Raw genomic sequence first — 24889 nt, forward strand, 5'->3', positions numbered from 1 at the left:
TCAGCTAATGCTCATGCCCGTGAAAATTTCATGGAACTCCCGGGTTGCCGAACTGTCAGGCCTGAGCTATTACTCTCTGCATGATAAAACAAGCTCGATTTAACAAAAAACAACAGGTAGTCAATGAGCTCGTCCGCCAGATCGAAAGCGGGCTCATGGAAGACGGTTATGTCTTGCCCGGTGAAGAACAACTGGCTGAGGAACTGGGTGTCAGTCGCAGCACGCTACACAAGGCGCTGATGGAGCTGGAGCGGCGTAAATACATCGCTCGACGCACTGCTGGAGGCTCGGTCGTGACCTTTGACGGTATCCCCCTCGATCAAAAAAAGGGTTGGGCGCAAGCCCTGGCCAGTACTGGCGCTCGCATCCATACCGAACAGCTCAAACTGGAAGCCGTTGAACGCCCGGACTTGAACCTTCAGTTTGGCTTGAGCCATTTCATCGTGCTGGAGCGCCGCCGTCGGCGCAGCGACGGGACAGCGATATCCCTGGAGCGCTCGTTCATCCCCGCAATTGGCGGCCTTGAAGGCCTGCCCGGCGTCGGCATGATTGATGACTCACTCACCATTACCCTCGCCGCCTATGGCTTTATTGGCGATCACGGCGACCAGTGGATAGGCGCCGCCCCCCTGAACGAAGACGACGCCTATTTGCTCGGCCGCCCGGCAGGCACGGTGTTTCTCAAAACATTACGCACCACCTATGACCGCCATGGGCGATTGATGGAGCATGTCGAAAGCTGGCTGGACCCGACACACTTTCGCATGCACCACTCCTTTGGAGCCCCCAATGAAATCGAATGATCGTGCGCTGGGTACCTTTTACGGCCTGGCGCTGGGTGATGCCCTGGGCATGCCCACCCAGTCGTTCAGCCGCGCCCAGATCATCGCGCGCTTCGGGCAGATCACCGGGCTGGTAGACGCGCCAGCAGACCAGCCGATCGCCCCCAATATGCCCAAAGGCTCAATCACCGATGACACCGAGCAAGCGATCCTGGTCGCCCAACTGCTGGTTGACGGTAATGGCCACATCGATCCAAACACTCTCGCGCAACGCCTGATCGCTTGGGAAGCCGTGATGCAGGCCAAAGGCTCTCAAGATTTACTGGGACCCTCAACCAAGCGCGCAATCGAGATGATTCTGGCAGGCCATAGCCCTGAAGAGTCAGGCCGCTATGGCACCACCAATGGCGCAGCGATGCGCATTGCCCCGGTCGGCATCGCCGCTGACATTAGCCAGCCCGACCGATTCATCAAGGCGGTGGTACAAGCCTGCCAGGTCACTCACAACACCAGCCTTGGGATCGCCAGCGCAGCTGCCGTGGCTGCGGTGATTTCCAGCGGTCTCAACGGTAAAAAACTCGAGCACGCCCTTAATGCGGGCACTGAAATGGCCTACATCGCCGAACACCACGGCCATTGGGTCGCAGGTGGACGCATAGGGCCACGGATTCGCTGGGCCCGTCACGCCAGCCATGAGTGCAACCCGGACAACCTCGGTGACTTGCTGTACGACGTCATTGGCACATCGGTCGCTTCACAGGAATCCGTTGTGGCCGCCTTTGCCCTTGCGCAACGGGTTGCCAGCGGCAGCCTCAGCAGCTTTAACGCCCTGTGCATCGCCGCCAGCATTGGCGGCGACACCGACACCATTGCCGGGATCCTCGGCGCGATGCTGGGTGCATGTGCCGGGCTGGAACAATGGCCGCTGCCGTTGATCCAGCAAGTCAAAGAGGTCAACAGCCTGCAGCTGGAACCTTTGGTTGAACACTTACTGATACTGCGAAACGCCTGAAAAACCGCGAAGGACCGCCCCACCCTCAGCGCTCACAGACAGCTGCGAGCGGCTGTGTCCGAACGGCAAAACAGCACCAGGAGCAGCACCCCATGAGCAATCCCAACGTCGGGCACAGCGCCGGGCAACTGGAAACCCGTGGCATAGAGCCCGTTCCCGAAAACGAATGCAATGGCAATCCGTTGCAACTGTTTTGGGTCTGGTTTGCGGCAAACATCAGCATTCTCGGTTTGCCACTGGGCGCCACCTTGGTGGCCTTCCACCAACTGGCCTTTTGGCAGGTGATCATTGTTGCGCTGATCGGCGCGGCAGGCTCATTTGCCGTGGTCGGCGTCATCTCGATTGCAGGGCGTAGAGGTCGTGCACCAAGCCTCACATTGTCACGCGCGATCTTCGGTGTGCGGGGCAATATTGGCCCTACGCTGGTTTCCCTGATTTCACGCGTAGGCTGGGAAACCGTCAACACCACCACCGCCGCTTATGTCCTGCTGGCGTTGTCGGCCATTGTGTTCGGCACCCCCACCGAGGCGACCCACGCCCCGCTGCTGACCCTGCTCTTTATCGCCGTTTTTACCCTGCTGACCTTGTCGGTTTCGGGCTTGGGCCATGCCACATTACTGGTCATTCAGCAGTGGGCCACCTACCTGTTTGGCGCGCTCAACCTGCTGGTCGCGGGGTTTCTCTGCGCCACCATCCACTGGCAGGCCGTGTTCAGCGCCCCCTCGGCGCCGGTCAGCGCCATGATTATCGGTATCGGGATCATGGCGGCTGGTACCGGGATCGGCTGGGCCAATGCGGGCGCCGATATGTCGCGTTATCAACACCGCAGCGTCAGTGCCCGACAATTGGTCGCGTCTGCCGCCTGCGGCGCGGGTATCCCGCTGGTGCTGCTGATTACCCTGGGGGGCTTGTTGTCGGTGGGCAACCATGACCTCGCTTCGGCAACCGACCCCATTGCGGCCATACGCAACATGTTGCCAGCCTGGATGGCGGTGCCCTACCTGCTCAGCGCCTTTGGCGGCTTGCTGCTGTCCAATCACTTGTCTGTGTACTCGGCCGGGCTCACCACATTGACCCTGGGCATCAAGATCAAAAGGGTGCAGGCCGTTGTCGTCGATATCGTCGCCATTTTCGCCGGTTCGACGTACTTCATGCTGTATGCCGACAGCTTCTACGCCCCATTCATTACCTTTATTTCCCTCACAGCCATTCCGATCACCGCATGGGTCGCCATCTTTGTTGTCGACCTGATTCATCGCCACTACTACAGCCCCGCCGACCTGATGGACCTCAGCCGTCACAGCCGTTACTGGTACAACGGCGGCATTGAGTGGCGGGCGCTGGGTTCTTGGGCGCTGGCACTGGTGCTGGGTTTTTGCTTCACCCAGGTCGGCAGTTCAGACGCCACCTGGTTCGTCGGGCCGCTGGCGGACTCATGGCTGGGCCACAACGGTCTGGGCTGGGTTGTCACATTTGTAGTGGCGGGTGGTTTGTATGCATTGCTGGGCGGCGCCAAAGACCGCCGCCCTGCCAGCACGGGGGCAGCCAATGCCTAGATTGCTGCACACAGGCCAAGTCATCATCGATCTGGTCATGGCCCTCGACACCTTGCCCCGCCCCGGCGGTGATGCGCTGGCCAGCAGTGCCAGCTTCCATGCCGGTGGCGGCTTCAATGTCATGGCCGCTGCCCGGCGCAACGGCCTGAACACCCTCTACCTGGGCCGTCACGGTCACGGTCAGTTCGGTGACATTGCACGTCTGGCCATGCGTGACGAAGGCATCGAGTTCATCCAGCCGATTGACCCGCACAAAGACACCGGGCTGTGCGTAGCGCTGACAGAGGCCAACGCCGAACGTACGTTTATTTCCTGTATTGGCGCAGAAGGGATTTTGTCCAATGAAGACCTCGCAAGCGTCCAGGTCGCGCCCGATGATTACGTGTACGTCAGTGGCTACAGCCTGCTGCATGCGGGCAAGGCCGAATCCCTGCTCAATTGGCTGAATGGACTGCCACGCAGCGTGCATGTCACATTCGACCCGGGGCCGTTAGTACACAGCATTGACCCCGCCTTGATCAGCGCTTTATTGCCGCGTCTGCACCTATGGACCAGCAATCGCAGCGAAGCGCTCGGCTTTACCTCTACCCGCACCGTTGCCGACGCCCTGCCCGGCCTGCGAGCGCGCCTGCCCGGCGATTGCCTGATCGTGCTGCGCGACGGCCCGCAAGGCTGCTGGGTCTGCGACGACCACGGGTCACAGTTGATTGCCGGATTCAAGGTGCAGGCCATCGACAGCAATGGTGCTGGAGACGCTCATTGCGGTGTCATGATTGCTGCGTTAAGCGCTGGCTACGCTGCGCCAGAGGCGGCCAAACGCGCCAATGCCGCGGCTGCTTTGGCCGTTACCCGCCGGGGGCCGGCGACGTCACCCAATGCCGATGAAGTTGACAGACTGATCCAGGAAGCCCGCATTCAGGCATAAAAACACCGCTAGAACAGCTCAAAACAAACAAAACTGGCTCGCAACCCGACCAAAGACTGTACGCACACAGACATTTATCTGTCGTCAAAGGCTGGAAAATGCACAAACTGGTGTTTAACCTTACGCTTTGGCTCCCTTCCAGCTACACCAGTACCCGGCAATTCCTACAGGATGCCGGGCCACTTGCGTGCAAGTCGGGCAGTGTATTTCTTACTGTGTGACGATACTTTTGAAACTCATCATTATTGCTGTTTATGTTTTTTCCATCGCATACGTCCACTTGCGGGGCAAAGTCCGCCACAAGCTGGGGCGTCAATTGAGCGACCACTCGACGTTTCTGGCGCCGCTCAACTGCTTCTTGTATCTGTTTTCCAAGGTGCCCAGCCAGCCTTACCTCAAGCCGGCAGACTTCCCGCAGCTCCAGGTCCTGGAGGACCATTGGCAAGAAATTCGTGAAGAAGCGCGAAACCTGATGCAGGCCGGTGAAATCAAGCGCTCCGAACAACCGAACGACGTGGGTTTCAACTCATTCTTCAAGAGCGGCTGGAAACGCTTTTACCTGAAATGGTACGGCGACAACCACCCTTCAGCGATGGAGCTGTGCCCACGTACGATTGAATTGCTTAACGGCATCGGCAGCGTCAAGGCGGCGATGTTTGCCGAGTTGCCACCCGGCTCGAAGCTGGTTCGCCATCGTGACCCTTACGCCGGTTCGTTGCGCTACCACTTGGGCCTGGACACCCCGAATGATCCGGGCTGCTACATCAATGTCGATGGCCAGAACTATGCCTGGCGTGACGGTGAAGCGGTGATGTTCGACGAAACCTTTATTCATTACGCCGAAAACACCACCGACAAGAACCGCATCATCCTGTTCTGTGACGTTGAGCGCCCAATGAAATATCGCTGGGCGGCGGCCTTCAACCAATGGTTCAGCCGCACCGTCATGGCGTCGGCCAGCTCGCCGAACGATGACAACGATAAAACCGGTGGCCTGAACCGGGCCTTTACCCGGCTGTACAAGATCCGTCTGCGCGGCAAAGAACTGAAAAAGCGCAATCGCACGCGCTACTACCTGGAAAAATGGGCGATCTTTGGTGGATTGTTGGCAGTTTTCTTGCTGATTTAGTCCACCCTGTTGGAGCGAGCTTGCCTCGCGATCTTTTGATCTTTTAAAAGATCGCGAGGCAAGCTCGCTCCTACAAGGATCAGTAACGTTTCTAGACCAGCAAATTCCACAGCAACAGCGCGCCCAGCAGCCCCACCAGCGAGACGATGGTTTGCAGCACTGACCACACCATCAAGGTCTGCTTGAGCTGTAGGCCAAAGTACTCGCGCACCATCCAGAAGCCCGCGTCGTTGACGTGGCAGAAGAACACCGAGCCCGCTCCGATTGCCAACGCCACCAACGAGCCTTGTACACCTTCAAGGCCGATGATCAGGGGTGCCAGAATACCGGCCGTCGTTGTGGTCGCCACGGTTGCCGAACCTGTGGCTTGACGCAACGCCACTGCAATCAGCCAGGCCAGCATGACGTAGGACAGATGCGCACCGGTCGCCACTTTACTGATGGTGTCGCTGATGCCGGCTTGCAGCAGAGTTTCTTTCAAGCCGCCGCCCGCGCCAATCGTCAGCAGCAACACGGCAATCGGCGCCAGGCTTTTGCGCAGTACACCGCCCACTCGATCGCGAGCCATGCCGATGGACCAGCCCAGGCAAATCACCGCCGCCAGCACCGCCAGCCCCAGCGCAATCAACGGCTCACCGAGAAACTTAAGGGTCACGGCCAATCCGCTCTCCGGCGCCATGGCCACCTTGGCCAGCGTGCTGCCCAACATCAACAGCACGGGCAGCAGAATAATCAGCAAGGACACCGCAAAGGTTGGCTTGCGTCGCGTCGGGACCTTGGCGGAAAACAGCGCGCCCAACTCGGCTGGCTCCACCACATGCATGCGCTTGGACAACCAAATGCCGTACAGCGGCCCAGCCAGAATCACCGCCGGAATCGCCAGGCACAGCCCCAGCAACATGGTCAGCCCCAGATCCGCGTGCAAGGCGCTTACCGCAATCAAAGGCCCGGGGTGTGGAGGCATCAGGGCATGCAGCGCCGTCATACCGGCCAGTGCCGGAATGGCGACCTTAAGCAGCGGCTGGCCCGACTGGCGGGCGATGACAAAAATGATCGGCACCATCAGCACCAGGCCCACTTCGAAAAACAAGGGCAAGCCAATCACCATTGCCACCAATGCCATCACCCACGGCAAGGCGCGGCCCCGGGCATGGCGCAGCAAAGTGGCGGCGATCTGGTCCGCTGCTCCGGATTCCGCCATCAAGGCCCCGAGCATCGCGCCCAGGGCAATGATGATCCCGGCCTCCCCCAGAATGCTGCCTGCGCCTTTGCTGAATGCCTTGGCGACCATTTCTGGCGGCAACCCGGCACCGATCCCGGCAATAAAGGTACCGATCAGAATCGAAAGAAAAGGCGTGAGCTTGCAGACGCTGATTAAAACAATAATGGCGACAATTGCCAGCAGGCAGCACACGATCAACTGCGTGTCGTGCGCAAGCCATAGCGGATGTGAAAGATCCAACGAAAAGCCCTCTCTTTGTATTTTTTTGTTACGAGAGGGGTAAATATAACGGATGGCAAAACCGCTCTGGATGAAGATTGAGACAGATGCGCCCTAGCTGACGACCAGCGGTGGCAACGTGCCTAACAGTGAAACTGCCGCTACTGCCGACACCCCAAAAAGCCACTCCAGTGCGACACTGCGGCGTAAGACCTCGAAGTGCCCCGCGCGACTCATCAGCAGATTGAACAGAGCCAACAGCAGCATCAACCCGACCAGCCCCACCTTGATCAACAGAATCAGCGCAAAGCCCTGAAACAGCGGCGTAGGCCAGAGCGCTCCGGTCAGCACCCGCGTATTGATCAGCCCTGTAAGAATAATCCCGGCCACCAGCACGAAACCGATATTACTGAAACGCCGCAACACCGCATCGACCGCGACCCCGGCAGGCCGCGTAAGGACCCACCACAACACCGGCAGCCCGCCCACCCAGGCACCGACACACAGCAAGTGGATTATCTGATTGAGGATCAGCAACTGGCCCTGCCAACCATCAAGCATCGCGCCATGTCCAACGGGCGCAAGCGTGGCCAGCAGCAAAAAGTTCAAGACAGCGATCAGGCCGAAGCGGGCCGTGGCGTACAACGCAATCAGCAACAACCCGTTGAACAGCAAATGGGCGGTCCAGACCTGACCGAAAAAGGTACTACCCAGCACCAGCTTCAGGGTGGCCAGGTCCAGCGTGTCTGCCCAGCTCCCGGCCATTGAGAACGTCGTCAGCAGTAACCAGGCAAGGCCACTGAACAGCCCCAACCAGGCCAACCCGCGATAGGCGCCCTGCACCTGCTGCCGAGGACCTGACAGCGCCCCCGGCAACAACGGCCTGAAGACCCAGCCACCGAACAGCAGCAACACCGCACTGAAATGCACAAACCGGCAGACCACCATGGCGCTGAACATCAAATCAGTTGCTCACCGTGAAGCTGTACTCACCTTTACTTTTGTGGGTATCCACCGACACCGCGTCCCATTTGACCTCGTACTGCCCCGCCGCCAAGGGCTGTTCAGGCGTTACGATCAATACTTTTTTATCCGCAGGTTCGGTTTTGACACTGCTCAACGCGACGGGAGCGCCGTCATGGCTGACAGCCACTTTGGTGAACGCCTGCTCAACACCTTCGCTGAACTGCAAACGTAATACCTTCACGTCGCTAGCGCTGCTATCAGCAGCCGGGGTTGCTTGTTCGAGATGCGCGTGGGCGAAGGCAGTGCTGGCACCTACCATCAGTGCCACCAACGCTGATGCATTGAGGATTTTTTTCAAGAAAGCAGCAGACATCGCGAAGTACCTTGAGATAGGAATACGCCGCAATAATACTCGCCTAATCTCATTTAGGGGGCGCCCAAACGCTGCCCGAGGGTTAACAACGCGTACCGCGCAAGGAAATGATAATGCCCACTCGCCTCAGTTTTATTTCTCACGCCCGCACTGAAGCGCAGCGTCAAGGGCGCTTTGCACTGGATGAGCCGCCTGAACCCAAAAGCCTGGAAAAAGCGGCACTTATCGCCTCAGCCCTGAAAAAGCCCGTGCGCATCCTTTGCGCGCCCGAAGCGCGAACCTTGCAAACAGCTCACGCCCTGGGCGGCGAAATTGAAATCATCCCCGAGCTTGAGGATTACGACGCGGGGGACTGGAAAGGTCACAGCCTGGCAGATCTCCAGCAGAATATTCCCCAGGCGCTGGCCGAGTGGATCAACAGCCCCGACAAGGCCCCCCATGGCGGCGAAACGGTGAATGAGCTGTGCGTACGGGTTGGCACCTGGCTCGACTCATTTCGCGAAGAAGGCCACTTTGCCGTGGTGACTCACCCCTTCGTCATCCGCGCCGCGATCTTGCATGCACTGCAGGCCAGCACCGCCTCCTTTAACCTGATCGATATCGAACCGCTGGCGATTGTCGACCTGCGTTTCAATGAACGCTGGCGCCTGCGGTTTTAAAAGCATGCATCACACCCAATACCCCTCGGAGCTGCCGAAGGCTACGATCTTTAAAGATCAAAAGATCGCGAGGCAAGCTCGCTCCTACGGTTAAAGATTACTCTTCGAGGGTCAGGCCGCCCGGTGGCAAGGGCAACGCGGTTTTGTAACGTACTTGTTTGAGGGCGAAGCTGGAACGGATGTTCGCCACCCCCGGCACTTTGGTCAGAAAGTCCATCATGAAACGCTCCAGCGCCTGAATGCTCGGTACCAGCACCCGGATCAAGTAATCCGGGTCGCCGGCCATCAAATAGCACTCCATGACTTCCTGGCGATCCGAAATCGCCGCCTCAAACTGCTGCAACGCCTCCTCGACCTGCTTCTCCAGGCTGACATGAATAAACACGTTAACGTGAAGGCCCAGCATGTCGGCGTCGAGCAGGGTCACTTGTTCACGAATCAGCCCGCGCTCTTCCATGGCTTTGACGCGGTTAAAACACGGCGTCGGTGACAAATTAACCGAGCGCGCAAGGTCGGCATTGGTGATGCGCGCATTCTGCTGAAGGTTGTTGAGAATCCCGATATCCGTTCGATCTAGCTTACGCATGAGATAAAAACACCTGTTTTTTATGTTTATGCAGAATTCTTATCCTTATTGAGCGCAAAGCACAATGAACTACAGATAAATATTCTTCACGGTCAGGCCTATGATTGTTGTAGGACAAGATTTGGCTTTTTAAACAGCCAGATTTTCGACTCACAACTAGCTCCCGCGCCTAATAAACACGACAAGATCGAGCGTAGAGAAAGCCATGACCGACTATGCACCGCTGCGCCTGCACGTTCCCGAGCCCTCCGGCCGACCAGGCTGCAAGACCGACTTCAGCTACCTGCGCCTGACCGATGCCGGCAAGGTCCGCAAACCCGCTATCGACGTAGACCCTGCCGACACGGCTGATCTGGCCAAAGGCCTGATTCGCGTGCTCGATGACCAAGGCCAGGCACTTGGCCCGTGGGCCGAAGGCGTCCCGACCGAGGTACTGCGCGCCGGTATGCGCGCCATGCTCAAAACGCGAATTTTCGACACCCGCATGGTGGTCGCCCAGCGTCAGAAAAAAATGTCGTTCTACATGCAAAGCCTGGGCGAAGAATCCATTGGCAGCGCTCAGGCCCTGGCGCTGAACCTGGATGACATGTGCTTCCCGACCTACCGCCAGCAAAGCATTCTGATGGCCCGCGACGTGCCGCTGGTCGACCTGATCTGCCAATTACTGTCCAACGAGCGCGACCCCCTCAAGGGTCGGCAATTGCCCATCATGTATTCGGTGCGCGACTACGGCTTTTTCAGTATTTCTGGCAACCTCGCCACTCAATTTGTACAAGCGGTCGGCTGGGGCATGGCCTCGGCTATCAAGGGCGACACCAAAATCGCCTCGGCCTGGATTGGCGATGGTGCCACCGCCGAATCTGACTTCCACACCGCCCTGACCTTTGCCCACGTGTACCGCGCGCCGGTCATTCTTAACGTGGTGAATAATCAGTGGGCGATTTCGACCTTTCAGGCAATCGCCGGCGGCGAATCCACCACCTTCGCCGGTCGTGGCGTAGGCTGCGGGATTGCCTCGCTGCGGGTTGACGGCAACGATTTCGTGGCCGTATACGCCGCCTCGGTGTGGGCCGCAGAACGCGCACGGCGCAACCTGGGCCCCACATTGATCGAATGGGTCACTTACCGCGCAGGCCCGCACTCCACCTCGGATGATCCGTCCAAATACCGCCCGGCTGACGACTGGAGCCACTTCCCGCTGGGCGACCCGATTGCCCGTCTCAAGCAGCACCTGATTGCCACCGGCAACTGGTCGGAAGAAGAACACGCGGCGGTCAGCGCCGAGCTCGAAGCCGAAATCATTGGCGCGCAAAAGGAAGCCGAGCGTTTCGGCACCCTGGCGGGCGGACAAATGCCGAGCGCCGCGACGATTTTTGAAGACGTGTACAAGGACATCCCCGACCACCTGCGTCGGCAACGTCAAGAGTTGGGGTTATAACCAGATGAACGACAACAATAAAATTCAGATGGAGAACGCCGTGAGTATCAGCACCATGACGATGATCCAGGCCCTGCGCTCGGCCATGGATGTCATGCTTGAGCGCGATGACAACGTGGTGGTGTTCGGCCAGGATGTCGGCTACTTCGGCGGCGTGTTCCGCTGCACCGAAGGCTTGCAGGCCAAGTACGGCAGCTCGCGGGTGTTTGACGCACCGATCTCGGAAAGCGGCATTGTCGGTGCCGCCGTGGGCATGGGCGCCTACGGCTTGCGCCCGGTGGCCGAAATCCAGTTTGCCGACTACTTCTACCCGGCGTCCGACCAGATCGTCTCTGAAGCGGCGCGCTTGCGCTATCGCTCGGCGGGCGAATTCATCGCCCCCATGACCCTGCGCATGCCCTGCGGCGGCGGCATTTATGGCGGCCAGACCCACAGCCAAAGCCCCGAAGCAATGTTCACGCAGGTCTGCGGCCTACGCACCGTCATGCCGTCCAACCCGTATGACGCCAAGGGCTTGCTGATTGCCGCCATCGAAAACGATGATCCGGTGATCTTCCTTGAGCCAAAACGCCTGTACAACGGCCCGTTCGATGGCCACCACGAGCGCCCGGTCACGCCGTGGTCCAAACACTCCGCCAGTGCCGTGCCGGATGGCTACTACACCGTGCCGCTGGACTGCGCCGCCATTGTGCGGCCTGGCACCGAAGTCACCATCCTGACCTACGGCACCACCGTCTACGTGGCCCAGGCCGCAGCCGAAGAAACCGGAATCGACGCTGAAGTCATCGACCTGCGCAGCCTGTGGCCGCTGGACCTGGATGCAATTGTTACCTCCGTAAAGAAAACCCGTCGCTGCGTCGTCGTGCACGAAGCCACCCGCACCTGCGGCTTTGGCGCCGAGCTGATTGCGCTGGTTCAAGAGCACTGCTTCCACTACCTGGAAGCACCGATTGAACGCGTAACCGGCTGGGACACGCCCTACCCGCATGCGCAGGAGTGGGCCTACTTTCCTGGCCCGGCGCGAGTGGGTGCGGCTTTGCAACGGGTCATGGAGGTTTAAATGGGTACGCACGTTATCAAGATGCCGGACATTGGCGAAGGCATTGCGCAAGTTGAGCTGGTGGAATGGTTTGTCAAAGTCGGTGACCTGGTCAGCGAAGATCAGGTGGTGGCCGACGTCATGACCGACAAGGCCACTGTGGACATTCCGAGCCCTGTGGCCGGCCGTGTACTGGCGCTGGGCGGTCAGCCCGGCGAGGTCATGGCGGTGGGCAGTGAATTGATCCGCATTGAAGTCGAAGGCGCGGGCAACCTGCGTGAAGACGCTGCGCCCGCACCCGCAGTAGCCGCCGAAGCACCGGCAGCGGCGCCCCCTCCCCCTGCGCAGGCCCGAGTTGAAGTGGCGGCGGTGTCGGTGGCGGCGGTCAAAACTGCGCCAACCCCGCGAGCGGCTCCTGTCGCCCGTGAAGCCAACGAACGACCGCTGGCCTCCCCGGCTGTACGAAAACGCGCATGGGATGCCGGGATCGAACTGCGTTTTGTGCAAGGCAGCGGGCCTGCAGGCCGTGTGCTGCATGACGACCTTGATGCCTACCTGGCACAGGACACCAGCACCAGCACTGCACCTGCCAGCGGTTACGCCATGCGCACGGATGAACAGCACATCCCGGTGATCGGCCTGCGCCGCAAGATCGCGCAGCGCATGCAAGATGCCAAACGCCGCGCCGCACACTTCAGCTACGTTGAAGAAATCGACGTGACCGCACTCGAAGAGCTGCGGGCCCAGCTCAATCAGAAATGGGGCGAGACCCGCGGCAAGCTGACCTTGCTGCCATTTTTGATGCGGGCCATGGTTGTGGCCTTGCGCGACTTCCCGCAGATCAACGTGCGCTATGACGACGAAGCGCAAATAATCACCCGCTTTGGCGCCGCCCACATTGGCGTGGCCGCGCAGAGCGATGGCGGCTTGATGGTGCCGGTGGTTCGCCACGCAGAAAGCCTGAATTTGTGGGCTGCCGCCGATGAAATCGCCCGTCTGGCCAATGCCGTGCGCACTGGCAAGGCGACCCGCGAAGAACTGTCCGGCTCGACCATTACCCTCACCAGCCTCGGCGCGCTGGGCGGCATAGCCAGCACCCCGGTGGTCAACCTGCCGGAAGTCGCCATTATTGGCGTCAACCGTATCGTCGAGCGCCCGGTTGTGGTCAAAGGCCAGATCGTGATCCGCAAAATGATGAACCTCTCCAGCTCATTCGACCATCGCGTGGTCGACGGTATGGACGCGGCGCAATTTATCCAGGCCATGCGTGGCTTGCTCGAACAACCTGCCAGCCTGTTTCTGGAGTGAATATGCAACCCACTCATCACACTACGTTGCTGATTATCGGCGGCGGTCCTGGCGGCTATGTGGCAGCGATCCGCGCCGGTCAGCTAGGTATTCCAACGGTCTTGATCGAAGGCCAGTCGCTGGGCGGTACCTGCCTCAATGTCGGCTGTATCCCGTCCAAGGCGCTGATCCACGTGGCCGAACAGTTCCACACCACGCAGTGCTACAGCACTAACCAGTCGCCTTTAGGCATCAAGACCCAAGCTACGACCCTGGACATCAACCAGAGCGTGCAATGGAAGAACGGCATTGTTGACCGCCTGACCACCGGTGTTGGCGCCTTACTGAAAAAGCACGGGGTCAAGGTTATTCATGGCTGGGCCAACATCCTTGATGGCAAAGCCGTGGAAGTCGACGGGCAGCGCATCGAGTGCGAGCACCTGTTGCTGGCCACCGGCTCGCAGACCGTTGATTTGCCGATACTGCCGATTGGCGGGGCCATTATTTCGTCCACCGAAGCGCTCAACCCTGCCGCGATCCCCAAACGCCTGACTGTCGTGGGCGCGGGTTATATCGGCCTGGAACTGGGCATCGCCTACCGCAAACTGGGCGCAGAAGTGACCGTGGTCGAGGCCCGTGAGCGGATCTTGCCGACCTACGACAAAGACCTGACATTGCCGGTGGCTGAATCGCTCAAGGCGCTGGGCATCACCTTGTACCTTGAGCACAGCGTTGAAGGCTTCCAGGCCAGCAGCAAAACCCTGTCGATGCGCAATCGCATGGGCGAGAGCCAAACCCTGGAAACCGATCAGGTGTTGGTCGCCGTCGGTCGCCGCCCGCGTACCCAAGGCTTCAATCTGGAAACCCTGGCGCTGGCCATGAACGGCCCGGCAATTCGCGTCGACAACCGTTGCCACACCAGCATGCGCAACGTCTGGGCCATCGGCGACCTCACCGGCGAGCCGATGCTCGCGCACCGGGCCATGGCGCAAGGTGAAATGGTGGCCGAGATCATTGCGGGCAAACAGCGTGAGTTCAGCCCGGCAGCCATTGCGGCGGTGTGCTTTACCGACCCGGAAATAGTCGTGGTGGGCAAAAGCCCGGCTGACGCTGAAGCGGCGGGGCTGGATTTTATCAGCGCCAGCTTCCCGTTCAGCGCCAACGGCCGGGCCATGACCCTGGAATCCAAAACCGGTTTCGTGCGGGTAGTCGCGCGGCGTGACAATCATTTGATTGTTGGCTGGCAAGCCGTGGGCGCCGGGGTTTCCGAGCTGTCGACCGCCTTTGCCGAGTCGTTGGAAATGGGCGCTTGCCTGGAAGACATCGCCGGCACCATCCACGCTCACCCGACCTTGGGCGAAGCCGTGCAAGAAGCCGCCCTGCGCGCCTTGGGGCATGCGTTGCATGTGTAACGACAGTTAACCGCACACCCATCCCCTGTAGGAGCGAGCTTGCTCGCGAGCTTTTAAAAGATCAAAAGATCGCGAGCAAGCTCGCTCCTACAGGGTGGGTGGTGGTGATTACGGGCTTTTAAACAGGCTCCATAGAAACGCCAGCAAACCTCCCAATGTGGCTATCCCGGCCAACCATCCCACCGCTGACAAGCCTTGCCAAACGGGCCCGGCCGCGGCTATTTGCGGGCCGAAGGCAATCAGCAGCGCGCTGATCAACAACGCCAGCGACAGGCGGGTCGAGGCTAACCGCAGCGAGCGCTCCAGGCGTTCCAGCCCCGGCATATCGACCTTGAGGTCGACCACGCCGTGCTTGAGCCGATGCACCATCAAGCGGGTCAGTTTGGGCAAATCCGCCAACACCCCGCGCCCCAGTTGCACGCCCTCAATGCCCAGACGCTTGGCGGCTTTCCAGTCAAATTGCTCGCGCAGCATCTTTTCCACTGCAGGCTTGGCCGTGGCCACCAGATCAAGCTCCGGATCCAGCTGTGTCAACACGCCATCCGCCGTAATCAGCGCTTTGAACAGCACCAGCAAATCCGCGGGCAGCGGCAAGCGGTATTCACGGATCAACTCAAGAAAGTCGGTGATCAAGGCGCTCATTTTCAGAGGTCCGCCCTGTTGCCGCGACATGTATTCGCGGGCCGCCTGTTCGATCAGCGACAGGTCTTGCACCCGCTCGCCACTCCAGTCGATCAAGACGCCCACCAACACCTCGGTGCTGCCTTCGGTCAAAGCCCGCATAAAGTTCATGACTTCAAGCCGACGGCGCTCATCAAGGCGCCCCACCATGCCGAAGTCGATAAATCCCACGCGATTCTCACTCATTGCCCGCAAGTTGCCGGGATGCGGATCACCATGAAACAGGCCATCTTCGAGCAACATTTTGATAAATGCCTGCGCTCCGCGTTTGGCCAGCAGGCTCGGGTCCAGCCCCTGCTCTATCAATGCTGCACGGGTCAGCGGGGTAAAGCTGGGCAAAAACGCCTGAACCAATAAGCGCTGACTGCTGAACGCCCAATAAATAGACGGGATGACGATGTGCGGGGTCTGCGCGAAATTCTGCGCCACGCTGTCGCAGTTTTGCCCCTCTTGGGTGAAGTCCAGTTCTTCGAGCATCGCTCTGGCCAACTGCCGAACCATCTGGCGCGGTTGATACAGCGCCAGCGCATCATTTTGCTCAATCAACTGCGCGAGGCTTTCCAGCAACTGCAAATCGGCGGTCATTTGTTGGCGCAAGCCGGGGCGCTGAACTTTGACCACCACCGCCTCGCCCGTGAGCAACCGCGCGCGGTAGACCTGGGCCATCGATGCCGCCGCCAAAGGTTCAGTCTCAAATTCGGCAAACGCCTGCTCCAGCTCGCAGCCCAGGTCTTCCAACACTTGGGCTTCAAGCTCACACCAGGGCAAGGTCGACGCCTGACTGTGCAAAGCTTGCAGTTCTTCAACCCACGCAGGCGGCAAGATGTCACTGCGGCTGGCGAGTATCTGCCCACACTTGATAAACGTCGGCCCCAACGTTTCCAGGGCCATGCGTACCCGCTGCGGGGTAGTGGCGGGCAGCGACTCGCCGGGTTCGGCCTTCACCTCGGCGAGCAAACGCCCCAGCCCCAGGCGAATCAAGACGTCCTGCGCGCCAAAGCGCACCAGGGTCGCCACAATGTGCTGCAGCCGGCGGTGGTGTTTCAAGGCGGTCCAGGTGGGTTCAAGCATCAAGTCACGTCCCTTTAAAAGTGCTGCCATGTGCCCTTCGGGCCTTTAACTGCGACCACAGCGCGGCTTAATCATTCGATTGATTTAAGTTCGCCTGGGCCCGGAGCGAAAGCCCGTGCAAGCAAACACTGGGCGTGGTGGCCTAACACCAGTAGAATCGCGCTCTTTTTTCCAGGGCGCTCGCCATGACCTCTCCCAAAACCCCGCATGAAGCCGAGTCCCAGACCAGCGAACTGGTCTTTGGCCTCGAAGACCGCCCCAAGCCGTGGATCGGCTTTCTGGCCGCGCTGCAACACCTGTTGGCCATCATCGTGCCAATCGTTACCCCCGGGCTGCTGATTTGTCAGGCGCTCGGCGTGTCGAGCCGCGACACCAACCTGATCGTCTCCATGTCGCTGGTGATCTCCGGCATCGCGACCTTTGTGCAATGCAAACGCTTCGGGCCTTTTGGCGCCGGTTTGCTGATTGTTCAGGGCACCAGCTTCAACTTTGTCGGCCCGCTGATTGCCGGTGGCGCGTTGATGGTCAAGCAAGGCACCCCGGTCGAAGGCGTAATGGCCGCGATTTTCGGTGTGGTGATTGCCGGATCGTTCGTCGAAATGGGCATCTCGCGGGTCTTGCCGTTTGTTAAACGCATGATCACCCCGCTGGTCACCGGCATCGTGGTGCTGATGATTGGTCTGACGCTGATTAAAGTCGGCCTGATCAGCATGGGCGGCGGTTTTAGCGCCATGGCCAATGGCACCTTCGCCAACGGTGAAAACCTGATGCTGTCCGGCGTGGTGCTGGCGATTATCGTGATCCTCAACCGTATCCCGCTGGTGTGGATGCGCAGTTGCGCGATTGTCATCGCTTTGGCAGTGGGCTACGCGCTGGCGGGTTATCTGGGCCGTCTGGACTTCACCGGCATGCATCAGGCCGAAGTGTTCCAGGTGCCGGTGCCGCTGCACTTTGGCCTGGGGTTTTCGTGGGCATTGTTTATTCCGATGCTGGTGATTTACCTGGTGACGTCGCTGGAAGCGATTGGCGACGTGACCGCTACCAGTAAAGTGTCGCGCCAGCCGGTTGAAGGCCCGGTGTGGATGCAGCGCATCAAGGGCGGCGTGCTGGTTAACGGGGCCAACTCGTTGCTGGCCGGTGTCTTCAATACCTTCCCAAGCTCGATCTTTGCGCAAAACAACGGTGTGATTCAGCTCACCGGGATTGCCAGCCGCCATATTGGTGTGTGGATTGCCGGCATGTTGATTCTGCTGGGCTTGTTCCCAAGCGTGGCCGGGGCCATCCAGGCCGTACCGGAACCGGTACTGGGCGGCGCGGCCATGGTGATGTTCGGTGCGGTTGCCGCATCGGGGATCAATATTCTGGCGAGCATTCAATTGGACCGTCGCGCACTGCTGATTATTGCCGTATCGCTGGCCCTGGGCCTGGGTGTGTCGCAAGTGCCTGAGTTCCTCGCACATATGCCTGCAGCCTTGCGCAATGTGCTGGAGTCCGGGGTCGCCACAGGCGGTATTTGTGCCTTGCTCTTGAACTGGTTCCTGCCAGAAACAGAAGCCAGACCAGCCGTCTGATACCCCGCCATGCAGGATTGCTCAGCAGTAATCCTGCATGGAGTAGGCAAATATCCTACTTGTTAGTAGGCATTTACAGCTCCTACCCTTTCCCTATTTCATTGCTTGAATTACTCTTTTTTGTGACCCCTCTGGCTTTCACGGGCTGCATCTATGAGTACATACGGATCACGCTTAAAACAGGAACGTCTACGCCTGAAGCTGACGCAAGAACTTTTCGCCGACGCTGGCGGGGTTGGGCGTTACGCACAAGGCTGTTATGAGCGGGACCTGAGCATGCCTCGCGCCGACTATCTGGCCGCCATCACCTTGATCGGCGTGGATGTGCTGTACGTCATCACCGGCCGTCGCACCGTGCACAGACCGCACCCCTTCAGTGGCTCAGTACACAAAGGCTCTATGACCGAACACTAGGTGCAACGGCTCAGGCATGCACCCAGCGCCGATGCAAACTGCGCGCGCAAGCATCCAGGGCAAAGCCCAGCACACCGATCAGCACCACCATGGCCATCAGTTCGGAGTAAGCCAGGCGGTCGCGCGTGTCGAGGATGAAGTAACCCAAACCGGCACTCACACCAAGCATTTCGCAGGGCACCAGCACGATCCACAAGATCCCTATCGACAACCGCACCCCGGTCAAAACATGCCCAAGAACCCCCGGCAGAATGACCCGGCGTAGGGTTTCCCATCGCGTGGCACTCAGACTTCGGCTCAGTTGCAGCCACCTCGGGTCCAGTTGCCGAACACCGGCGATGGTATTGAGCAAAATCGGCCACACGGCGGCAAACGTCAGCAAAAAGTAGATCGGCTGATCGCCCACGCCCATCAGCATCACCACCACCGGCATCCACGACAGCGGCGAGATCATCCGTAAAAACTGAAACGCTGGCGTGGTGGCCGCTTCGAGGTTGCGCGAACCGCCAATCAATAAGCCCAGCGGCACCCCGATCAACAGGGCCATCAGCAAGCTGATCAGAATGCGCTTCACGCTCACCCAGACGTTGTCATAGAGCTGCGCACTGCCGAGCAAGTCAAACAGGCTGGCAAAGGTGGCCTGCGGCGAGAATCGTGCCGACAGCCCCTGCGCGCTGCCGAACAGCTCAATGCCCAGCCACCACAGCAGCAACAGGCTCAACAGCCCTGCCACGCCGAGCAGCCATTGGCGTGCAGGTGAAGGTGTTGGGGTTTTCAAAAGCCGAACTCCTCGGTGCGTTCGAAACTATCGGGCAGGCCGAACGCTTTCAGGCCTCCGGCGCTGGCAATGCTGTTTTTGACGAAACGGTCGTCCACCAGGTCCTTTGCCACCTGTTTGGGGTCAAGGTCTGCGAGAAAACCGTTATCGCCCTGAATCAGCGTGTGTTTGAGTCGCGTGACCAGTTCTTCGGTGTAGCTCGGGAAAGGATAAGGCTGGAAGTCGATGCGCTGTTCATCCCAGTTCGCGTGGCGGATCGCGCCATCATGTTCATAGCCCGTGCGCTCCGTGGCCGCTGGGGACAGCACCCGTTGCAACACTTGCGAGCTGTGCGGGGTGTAGCGATTTTCGCCGTCTTTGGCCAACAGTTTGGCGGCCTGCTCACGGTTGTCGCGGGTCCAGACTTGCGCTTTAACAATGGCATTCACGACTTTTTGCGACCACTCGGGGCGATTGTTCAAATCATGCTCATGCATAAACACCACGCAGCAGGCGTGGTTGCGCCACATGTCCCCGGTAAAGCGCTGCACTCGCCCAACCTTGAGGTCTTCCGCCAGGGCATTGAACGGCTCTGCAACGATGTAGCCAGCGATGCGCTGGGTGGCCAGTGCTGGCGGCATGTCTGAAGGCGGCATCACCACCAGGTTGACCTCGTTCGCGGCCAACGGGCTGTTGACGGGGCGTGTCACCGGCTGCAAACCGTTTTCACGGAACAACTGCTGCACCACCACGTTGTGGATCGAGTACCAAAACGGGATCGCCACCGATTGCCCGCCCAATTGCTTGACGTCGGTAATCTGCGGCGCCACGGTCAGACCGGAGCCGCCTACATGGTTCCAGGCCACGACTTTGGCCGGTACCTTGCTGCCATAACGCGCCCACACCGTCATTGGCGACAACAAGTGGATCACGTTGACCTGGCCCGAAATAAACGCCTCGATCACCTGCGCCCAACTGCGCAACAGCACCGGGCGCTCGGCCTTGATGCCTTCGGCTTCAAACAGGCCATTGTTGTGCGCAACCAGCAGGGGCGTGGCATCGGTGATGGGCAGGTAGCCAATACGAACGGGCGCATCCGGCTCGGCAGCCGCCCGCGCTTGCAAGCTGGCCAGCATTGGCAAAGCCCCCGCCGCGGTGAGCATGGCGCTGAGTTTTAAAATGTCACGTCGAGTGTGGGTAAAGTCGTCCAGGCACATGTTCACGCTCCAGCGAGTTGGGCAAAGGGTCAATAACTGCATCGGGTTTGCGGCTTGCCCGCCGAAGGGTTTTAAGAATGTCTATGCGCAAGGCACCCAGTTCATCGATCCGTTCGTCGCGCGGCTGCGCCAGATCAATGCGCCACTGCGCCACCGTCTGCGCCGGGCTGTGACCCAGTAGCAGAATTCGGTCGCTGAGCAGCAGGGCTTCGTCAATGTCATGGGTGATCAACAATGCGGCGGTGTTGTGCCGCTCGATCACTTTGAGCAAGAGCTGTTGCATGTCGGCGCGGGTCACTTCGTCGAGCGCGCCAAACGGCTCGTCCAGCAACAGCACGTGGGGTTGGCGTGCCAGACACCGCGCCAATGCGACCCGCTGCGCCATGCCGCCCGACAGTTGCGCCGGGTACTGGCCGCGTGCGTGCTGCAAGCCCACCTCGGCAATGGCCTGGTCCACCCGCGCCTTGCGTTCGGCGCCGGAGACTGTGGGCTGGCTGGCGAAATCAAGGCCAAACGCGACGTTGCTTTCAAGGCTCAACCACGGCAACAGACTGGGGTCTTGAAAGGCCACGGCCACACGCGGATGCGGCGCGTTGAGCGGCTGGCCCAGCACGCGGACGCTACCGCCGTGGGCTGTCTGCAAACCGGCCAGCACCCGCAGCAGGCTGGACTTGCCGACGCCGCTGGGGCCCAGCACCGAGACCACTTCACCGGGCATCAATTGCAGATCAAAGCCTTCCAGCACCGACTGCCAACCCGCGTCACGGGCATAGCCCAGGGTGATCTGGCGCGCCTCAAGCACCACCGTACTCATTGCGCACTGGCCTGGCTTTGACGCTGCAATTCAGCCCGCAGCTGTACCAGGCTTGGGGTCACAATCGGCACAAAGGCCGATTCGCGCCAGCGCCGCGCAAAGGCGCTGCCGTAAGCACTCAGATAAGCCTTACCGCCACTGGCTTGCAGTTCGAACTGCACGGCACTGGCGGTGGCTTCGGCCAAGGCGATGCGGATCTTGAACAGCGCTGCCGGTTGCGTCAGAAAACGCCCGTCCAGCAGCCCTGCTTTAAGCGCTGTGACGTGGCTTTCAAGAGCCGCCCGTTGCTCTTCCAGGAGTTCTAGCAAGCCTGCGCGAGGGCCTTGCAGATGCGCTTGCGCTTCGTCAAGCGAACGCCGCGCCAGTCCAATGGCCATGGCACATTGCAAGCCCAGGAAGGCCGGACGCACGGCCGGTAAAAACACTTTGGCGTTGTCGTGTAACAACCACTCTTCAGCCACCTGAACAGCTTGCAAATCAATGGCTGCGGTATTGCTCGACTGCAAGCCCATCAGTTGCAGGTCCGCCGAACGCGTCAGCCCCGGCAGGGCGTCAGGGATAGCCAACACAAACGGCGTACCGCCCTCTTCCCGATCAATCGCTGCCGCCACCACAAACCCGCTTTTGCGCAGGTTGGTCACCCAGTGCAAACGCCCATTGAGGCTCCAGCCATTGGCCTCGGCCCGCGCCTGTACTTGCAGGGTCTCGACCCCCGACAAAAACTTCATGGCATTGGACAGGCCGGTTGCACCCGCCAGTTGACCGCTCAACAAATCGGGCAGCAAGCGCTCACCCAACGCCTTGTTCGGGCTTTGCAGGACGTATTCGATAAACGCGCGCTGGCCCCAAAATACAAACGCCGAGGCCAGCGAGTGACTGGCGACACTGGCCACGCTTTCAATTGCATCGACGACGGAGCCGCCGCTGCCGCCCAACGCCGGGTCAACCCCGACCCGCAGCACATTGGCAGCCGCCAGCTGTGACAGAACGGTCTGCGGGTCGCTGTGACCCAGGTCGAGCGCCTCGGCTTCGGTCTCCAGCCAATGACTGAGTACAGGGTCGAGCATGTGGGTATCTCCTTAAAATCGTGGCCCGCTGATTACTCAGGTTTGTTCCAGCTGTAACGCGCCAGCTCAGGGTTCAACGGGGTCCGCGCGAAGACGTTGGCAAAGTTGCACAAGGTCGCCAGGCTCACGCCCAGGATCACTTCCAGCGCCTGGCCTTCGCTAAAACCGGCGGCCTTGAAGGTGGCATAAGTGCCGTCGCTGACATCACCACGGGTGGCAATCACTTCACGGGTGAACGCCGCCAGCGCTTCCAGTCGTTCAATGGGCAACTCGGTTTGGCCGCGCAGCGCCGTCACCACTTCGTCTGGCAGCTTTGCCTTGTTTTGCGCCACGGCGGTGTGCCCTGCGACACAAAAATCGCAACCATGACGCGTGGCAGCAATCAACTGCACCACTTCGCGCTCAGGCAGGGTCAGCTCAGACTTGCCGTTAAGCGCCGAAACCGTGACATAGGTTTCCAATGCCGCCGGCGCATTGGCTAGAATCCCTAGCAAGTTCGGAATAAATCCTGAGCTTTTTTGCGCGTTTTCCAGAAATGGCTTGGCGGCTTGCGGTGCGGTTTCCAGGGTATGAAGGGTGACGCGAGACATGTGGTGACTCCTGCGTAAGGTGTCTAAACAGTCTGTTGGTTATAAAAAATTCATTCCATATTCTAAAGTAGCGATTACTTGCTCCTGAGTGTTTCCATTAGATGATTTCTTCCACCCCACTAATCGATTGGTTATTAGAAAGCCTTGAGCTGGATGCCAGTCTGTTTCACGTCGGCCGTTATTGCGGCGGCTGGCACAGCAGCACCGAGGGGTTGGCCCGTGCCAGTTTCCATATGGTCGTGCAGGGCCAATGCTGGCTGCATGTGGAGGGGCAGACCACGGGCGTGCAGCTCAACGCGGGGGATGCGCTGTTTCTGCTGCAAGACTTGAAGTACCGGTTGTCCAGCGCCCAAGACCCAAGCCTGGCCGCGCAACTGCCGCGCCAGACCATGCAAGCGCTCGACAGCCAGGCGGAAGATGGCGTGGGCTTGGTCTGCGGTTTCTTCCATTTTCAGCCGGGGCTTTCAGCGCTGATCATCGAAGCCCTGCCCGCCTGGATTCTCTTACGCGCGGACGACCCGTCGTCCCACGCAGCGCGCACGCTTTTCCAGTTGATACTGGAAGAATGTCAGCGAACGCCGGGGCCATCGTCAGCCCTGCTTGAGCGCCTGAGCCACCTGCTGTTCCTTTATGTCTTACGCCAGCAAGTCGGCGACAACCCGAACCTCGGGGGTTTGGTTGCCTTGGCGAGGCAACCGCTGTTTTCCAGCTTGCTGGAGCAACTGATCGAACACCCCGAGCAGCCCTGGACACTGGAAAGCATGGCCGCCTGCACCGGTCTGTCACGCTCGGCGTTTTTTAAACGGTTTAGCGAACAGGCCGGGCAATCGCCGGGGCATGTCTTGCTGGCGTTGCGCATGCGCCATGCTTGCCGATTGCTGCAAACCGGGCACACCGTCGAACAAGTCTGTGGTGCGGTGGGCTATCAGTCGATTGCCGCCTTCACCCGGGCATTTACCAAAGCGATCGGCGTGCAACCGGGGGCTTATCGCAAGCAGCATGAGCGACGCTGAGCGGCTTGGCCCGCGCAGTCTATGCTGTATTTACAACCTTCATTATGTGGAGACCTGTGTGACCGAACCTGGACCTCAGCATCAAAAAGCCCTTGACCGGTTCTTGGGCGAACGCCCGGAACTGGCCGCAGAACTTGAAAAACTAAACCCGCTGGCAGCCCGTGCGGCGGGCCAATCCATGCAGGAATATCGCCAGGAACGCCTCAACGAAGCCTTCGAAGCAGAGGCTGAACGACTGGGCTTTTTTGCCTGGGAACTGACCCTGCAATTGACCAGTGAAACGCCCGAAGACTTTCAAGCACAGCGCCTTGAAGTGCACCGCGAAGTGGCGCAAATGGCAGGCATGGAGTGGGCCGAGTATTGCGCGTTGTATGGCCTTGAGGTTGAGGCGCATTAAAACTGTAGGAGCGCGCTTGCTCGCGATCTTTTGATCTTGGCTATTTTTACGGCCGCTGCGCGCCCGGACGTAGCCTCGCAAGGCTCGTCAACTGCTACAGGGTGTACGCGACTCAGCCCATCCTCATGGCCTGTGCTATACCCATAGGGACAAATGTTTGAACGCGGCACGCAGCCGCCACTGGAAGAGGTTCGCATGTTCAAAGGATTTGCTGGTTCTGCCAAAGATAAAAGCACGCACGCCGTCAACGACCTGCCGTCCAACAACATAGAACTGTTCGACAGTAACACCGGCTTGATTCTCGGCCGCCTGTACCGCAATTTCCCGCTGCCCATCACACTGTCTGCAGAAGAATTCATCGACTACAACACCCTCGAAGACAGCAACCGCCAGCTACTGAGCCAAGAAGAAAACCTGTTTCTGGCTACCGTCAAATGGCTGGCCGACGTCGGCTACATCCACTTCGACGGCATGTCAGGCGTTTCGTTTTTTGAAGTCGTCCTCACGAGCAATGGCCTGCTGATCCTCCGAGCCTTTGCCGAAGGCCAGGATGGCACCCCCACTCTCGGAGAAAAACTGGCGCAGCACGTCCGGGGCGAAAACCCTCTGGAATTGAGGAGCTTGGTGACCCAAGCCTTGAATCTGGGCAGTCAGATACTCAGCCCGATGACACGCTCGGGGATTTGAACCCC

25 protein-coding genes are annotated in these 24889 nt (G+C 59.6%); 15 read left to right on the forward strand and 10 right to left on the reverse strand.

Annotated elements, in window-relative coordinates; genetic code table 11:
- The first annotated feature begins 80 nt into the window (after window positions 1-80).
- The 5 genes from GHO32_RS07575 (at window position 81) to lpxO (ending at window position 5404) form a co-directional block, all read left to right on the forward strand.
- Entirely contained in the window at window positions 81-803 is a 723-nt protein-coding gene (locus GHO32_RS07575) for a GntR family transcriptional regulator (protein WP_153336224.1), read from the forward strand.
- Window positions 790-1794, forward strand: a complete 1005-nt coding sequence (locus tag GHO32_RS07580; RefSeq protein WP_153336223.1) for an ADP-ribosylglycohydrolase family protein — start codon at window positions 790-792, stop codon at window positions 1792-1794. The genes GHO32_RS07575 and GHO32_RS07580 overlap by 14 nt, the downstream gene beginning before the upstream one ends.
- Window positions 1795-1886: 92 nt before the next feature.
- Window positions 1887-3350, forward strand: coding sequence for a cytosine permease (locus GHO32_RS07585; protein ID WP_153336222.1), 1464 nt, complete (start codon window positions 1887-1889; stop codon window positions 3348-3350).
- Window positions 3343-4275: a PfkB family carbohydrate kinase gene (locus tag GHO32_RS07590; RefSeq protein ID WP_153336221.1), complete on the forward strand. Its 933-nt coding sequence runs from the start codon at window positions 3343-3345 to the stop codon at window positions 4273-4275. Before GHO32_RS07585 ends, GHO32_RS07590 begins: the two co-directional genes overlap by 8 nt.
- 229 nt (window positions 4276-4504) lie before the next feature.
- Window positions 4505-5404: a lipid A hydroxylase LpxO gene (gene lpxO, locus GHO32_RS07595; protein WP_153336220.1), complete on the forward strand. Its 900-nt coding sequence runs from the start codon at window positions 4505-4507 to the stop codon at window positions 5402-5404.
- A gap of 91 nt (window positions 5405-5495) precedes the next feature.
- Here the strand turns inward: lpxO and GHO32_RS07600 are convergent, their stop codons facing one another.
- The 3 genes from GHO32_RS07600 to copC all read right to left on the reverse strand — a co-directional run bounded on the left by GHO32_RS07600 (window position 5496) and on the right by copC (window position 8184).
- Window positions 5496-6866 (reverse strand): gluconate:H+ symporter, encoded by a 1371-nt coding sequence (locus GHO32_RS07600; protein ID WP_153336219.1) that lies wholly within the window; start codon window positions 6864-6866, stop codon window positions 5496-5498.
- Window positions 6867-6959: 93 nt separating this feature from the next.
- A complete protein-coding gene (copD, locus tag GHO32_RS07605) occupies window positions 6960-7805 on the reverse strand; it encodes a copper homeostasis membrane protein CopD (RefSeq protein WP_153336218.1) in 846 nt (281 codons plus the stop codon).
- Between the two features lie 4 nt (window positions 7806-7809).
- A complete protein-coding gene (gene copC, locus GHO32_RS07610; protein WP_153336217.1) occupies window positions 7810-8184 on the reverse strand; it encodes a copper homeostasis periplasmic binding protein CopC in 375 nt (124 codons plus the stop codon).
- Between the two features lie 113 nt (window positions 8185-8297).
- Between copC and GHO32_RS07615 the strand changes: the two genes are divergently transcribed.
- Window positions 8298-8843, forward strand: a complete 546-nt coding sequence (locus GHO32_RS07615; protein ID WP_153336216.1) for a histidine phosphatase family protein — start codon at window positions 8298-8300, stop codon at window positions 8841-8843.
- 97 nt (window positions 8844-8940) lie between these two features.
- Here the strand turns inward: GHO32_RS07615 and GHO32_RS07620 are convergent, their stop codons facing one another.
- Complete coding sequence (locus GHO32_RS07620) at window positions 8941-9429, reverse strand: Lrp/AsnC family transcriptional regulator (protein ID WP_123751544.1); 489 nt, start codon at window positions 9427-9429, stop codon at window positions 8941-8943.
- 205 nt (window positions 9430-9634) lie between these two features.
- On the opposite strand from GHO32_RS07620, the gene GHO32_RS07625 reads away from it, so the two are divergent.
- From GHO32_RS07625 to lpdA, 4 genes are read left to right on the forward strand one after another with little or no spacing between them, the layout of a single operon-like run.
- Entirely contained in the window at window positions 9635-10867 is a 1233-nt protein-coding gene (locus tag GHO32_RS07625) for a 3-methyl-2-oxobutanoate dehydrogenase (2-methylpropanoyl-transferring) subunit alpha (RefSeq protein WP_153336215.1), read from the forward strand.
- Between the two features lie 4 nt (window positions 10868-10871).
- Complete coding sequence (locus GHO32_RS07630; protein WP_048369354.1) at window positions 10872-11927, forward strand: alpha-ketoacid dehydrogenase subunit beta; 1056 nt, start codon at window positions 10872-10874, stop codon at window positions 11925-11927.
- Complete coding sequence (locus GHO32_RS07635; protein WP_153338156.1) at window positions 11928-13214, forward strand: dihydrolipoamide acetyltransferase family protein; 1287 nt, start codon at window positions 11928-11930, stop codon at window positions 13212-13214.
- A gap of 2 nt (window positions 13215-13216) precedes the next feature.
- Entirely contained in the window at window positions 13217-14605 is a 1389-nt protein-coding gene (gene lpdA / locus GHO32_RS07640) for a dihydrolipoyl dehydrogenase (protein WP_153336857.1), read from the forward strand.
- A 108-nt stretch (window positions 14606-14713) separates the two neighbouring features.
- On the opposite strand, the gene GHO32_RS07645 is transcribed toward lpdA, so the two are convergent.
- The gene (locus GHO32_RS07645; RefSeq protein ID WP_256665481.1) at window positions 14714-16387 is read right to left on the reverse strand and encodes an AarF/ABC1/UbiB kinase family protein; all 1674 of its coding nucleotides are present in this window, start codon (window positions 16385-16387) and stop codon (window positions 14714-14716) included.
- Window positions 16388-16542: 155 nt separating this feature from the next.
- Here GHO32_RS07645 and GHO32_RS07650 point away from each other — a divergent pair, with 155 nt between their 5' ends.
- On the forward strand, window positions 16543-17928 hold the full coding sequence (locus GHO32_RS07650) for a nucleobase:cation symporter-2 family protein (RefSeq protein WP_153336856.1): 1386 nt from the start codon (window positions 16543-16545) through the stop codon (window positions 17926-17928).
- A 153-nt stretch (window positions 17929-18081) separates the two neighbouring features.
- Window positions 18082-18342: a helix-turn-helix domain-containing protein gene (locus GHO32_RS07655; RefSeq protein ID WP_048369359.1), complete on the forward strand. Its 261-nt coding sequence runs from the start codon at window positions 18082-18084 to the stop codon at window positions 18340-18342.
- Between the two features lie 10 nt (window positions 18343-18352).
- On the opposite strand, the gene GHO32_RS07660 is transcribed toward GHO32_RS07655, so the two are convergent.
- From GHO32_RS07660 to GHO32_RS07680, 5 genes are read right to left on the reverse strand one after another with little or no spacing between them, the layout of a single operon-like run.
- The gene (locus GHO32_RS07660) at window positions 18353-19120 is read right to left on the reverse strand and encodes an ABC transporter permease (RefSeq protein ID WP_153336855.1); all 768 of its coding nucleotides are present in this window, start codon (window positions 19118-19120) and stop codon (window positions 18353-18355) included.
- Window positions 19117-20316 carry an ABC transporter substrate-binding protein gene (locus tag GHO32_RS07665; RefSeq protein ID WP_153336854.1) on the reverse strand — a complete coding sequence of 400 codons (1200 nt, stop codon included), beginning with the start codon at window positions 20314-20316 and terminating at the stop codon, window positions 19117-19119. Before GHO32_RS07665 ends, GHO32_RS07660 begins: the two co-directional genes overlap by 4 nt.
- On the reverse strand, window positions 20282-21130 hold the full coding sequence (locus GHO32_RS07670; protein WP_153338155.1) for an ABC transporter ATP-binding protein: 849 nt from the start codon (window positions 21128-21130) through the stop codon (window positions 20282-20284). Before GHO32_RS07670 ends, GHO32_RS07665 begins: the two co-directional genes overlap by 35 nt.
- On the reverse strand, window positions 21127-22197 hold the full coding sequence (locus GHO32_RS07675; RefSeq protein ID WP_153336150.1) for an acyl-CoA dehydrogenase family protein: 1071 nt from the start codon (window positions 22195-22197) through the stop codon (window positions 21127-21129). The genes GHO32_RS07670 and GHO32_RS07675 overlap by 4 nt, the downstream gene beginning before the upstream one ends.
- Before the next feature lie 32 nt (window positions 22198-22229).
- Window positions 22230-22787, reverse strand: a complete 558-nt coding sequence (locus GHO32_RS07680) for a carboxymuconolactone decarboxylase family protein (RefSeq protein ID WP_153336149.1) — start codon at window positions 22785-22787, stop codon at window positions 22230-22232.
- A 101-nt stretch (window positions 22788-22888) separates the two neighbouring features.
- On the opposite strand from GHO32_RS07680, the gene GHO32_RS07685 reads away from it, so the two are divergent.
- The 3 genes from GHO32_RS07685 to GHO32_RS07695 all read left to right on the forward strand — a co-directional run bounded on the left by GHO32_RS07685 (window position 22889) and on the right by GHO32_RS07695 (window position 24884).
- Window positions 22889-23800 carry an AraC family transcriptional regulator gene (locus GHO32_RS07685; protein ID WP_048369365.1) on the forward strand — a complete coding sequence of 304 codons (912 nt, stop codon included), beginning with the start codon at window positions 22889-22891 and terminating at the stop codon, window positions 23798-23800.
- Window positions 23801-23858: 58 nt separating this feature from the next.
- Window positions 23859-24197, forward strand: coding sequence for a DUF6388 family protein (locus tag GHO32_RS07690; protein WP_368668392.1), 339 nt, complete (start codon window positions 23859-23861; stop codon window positions 24195-24197).
- A 195-nt stretch (window positions 24198-24392) separates the two neighbouring features.
- Window positions 24393-24884: a hypothetical protein gene (locus tag GHO32_RS07695; RefSeq protein WP_153336148.1), complete on the forward strand. Its 492-nt coding sequence runs from the start codon at window positions 24393-24395 to the stop codon at window positions 24882-24884.
- The last annotated feature ends 5 nt before the right edge of the window (window positions 24885-24889 follow it).

Origin of the sequence: Pseudomonas sp. FSL R10-2189, assembly GCF_009600325.1 — a bacterium.
Lineage (GTDB): Bacteria > Pseudomonadota > Gammaproteobacteria > Pseudomonadales > Pseudomonadaceae > Aquipseudomonas > Aquipseudomonas helleri.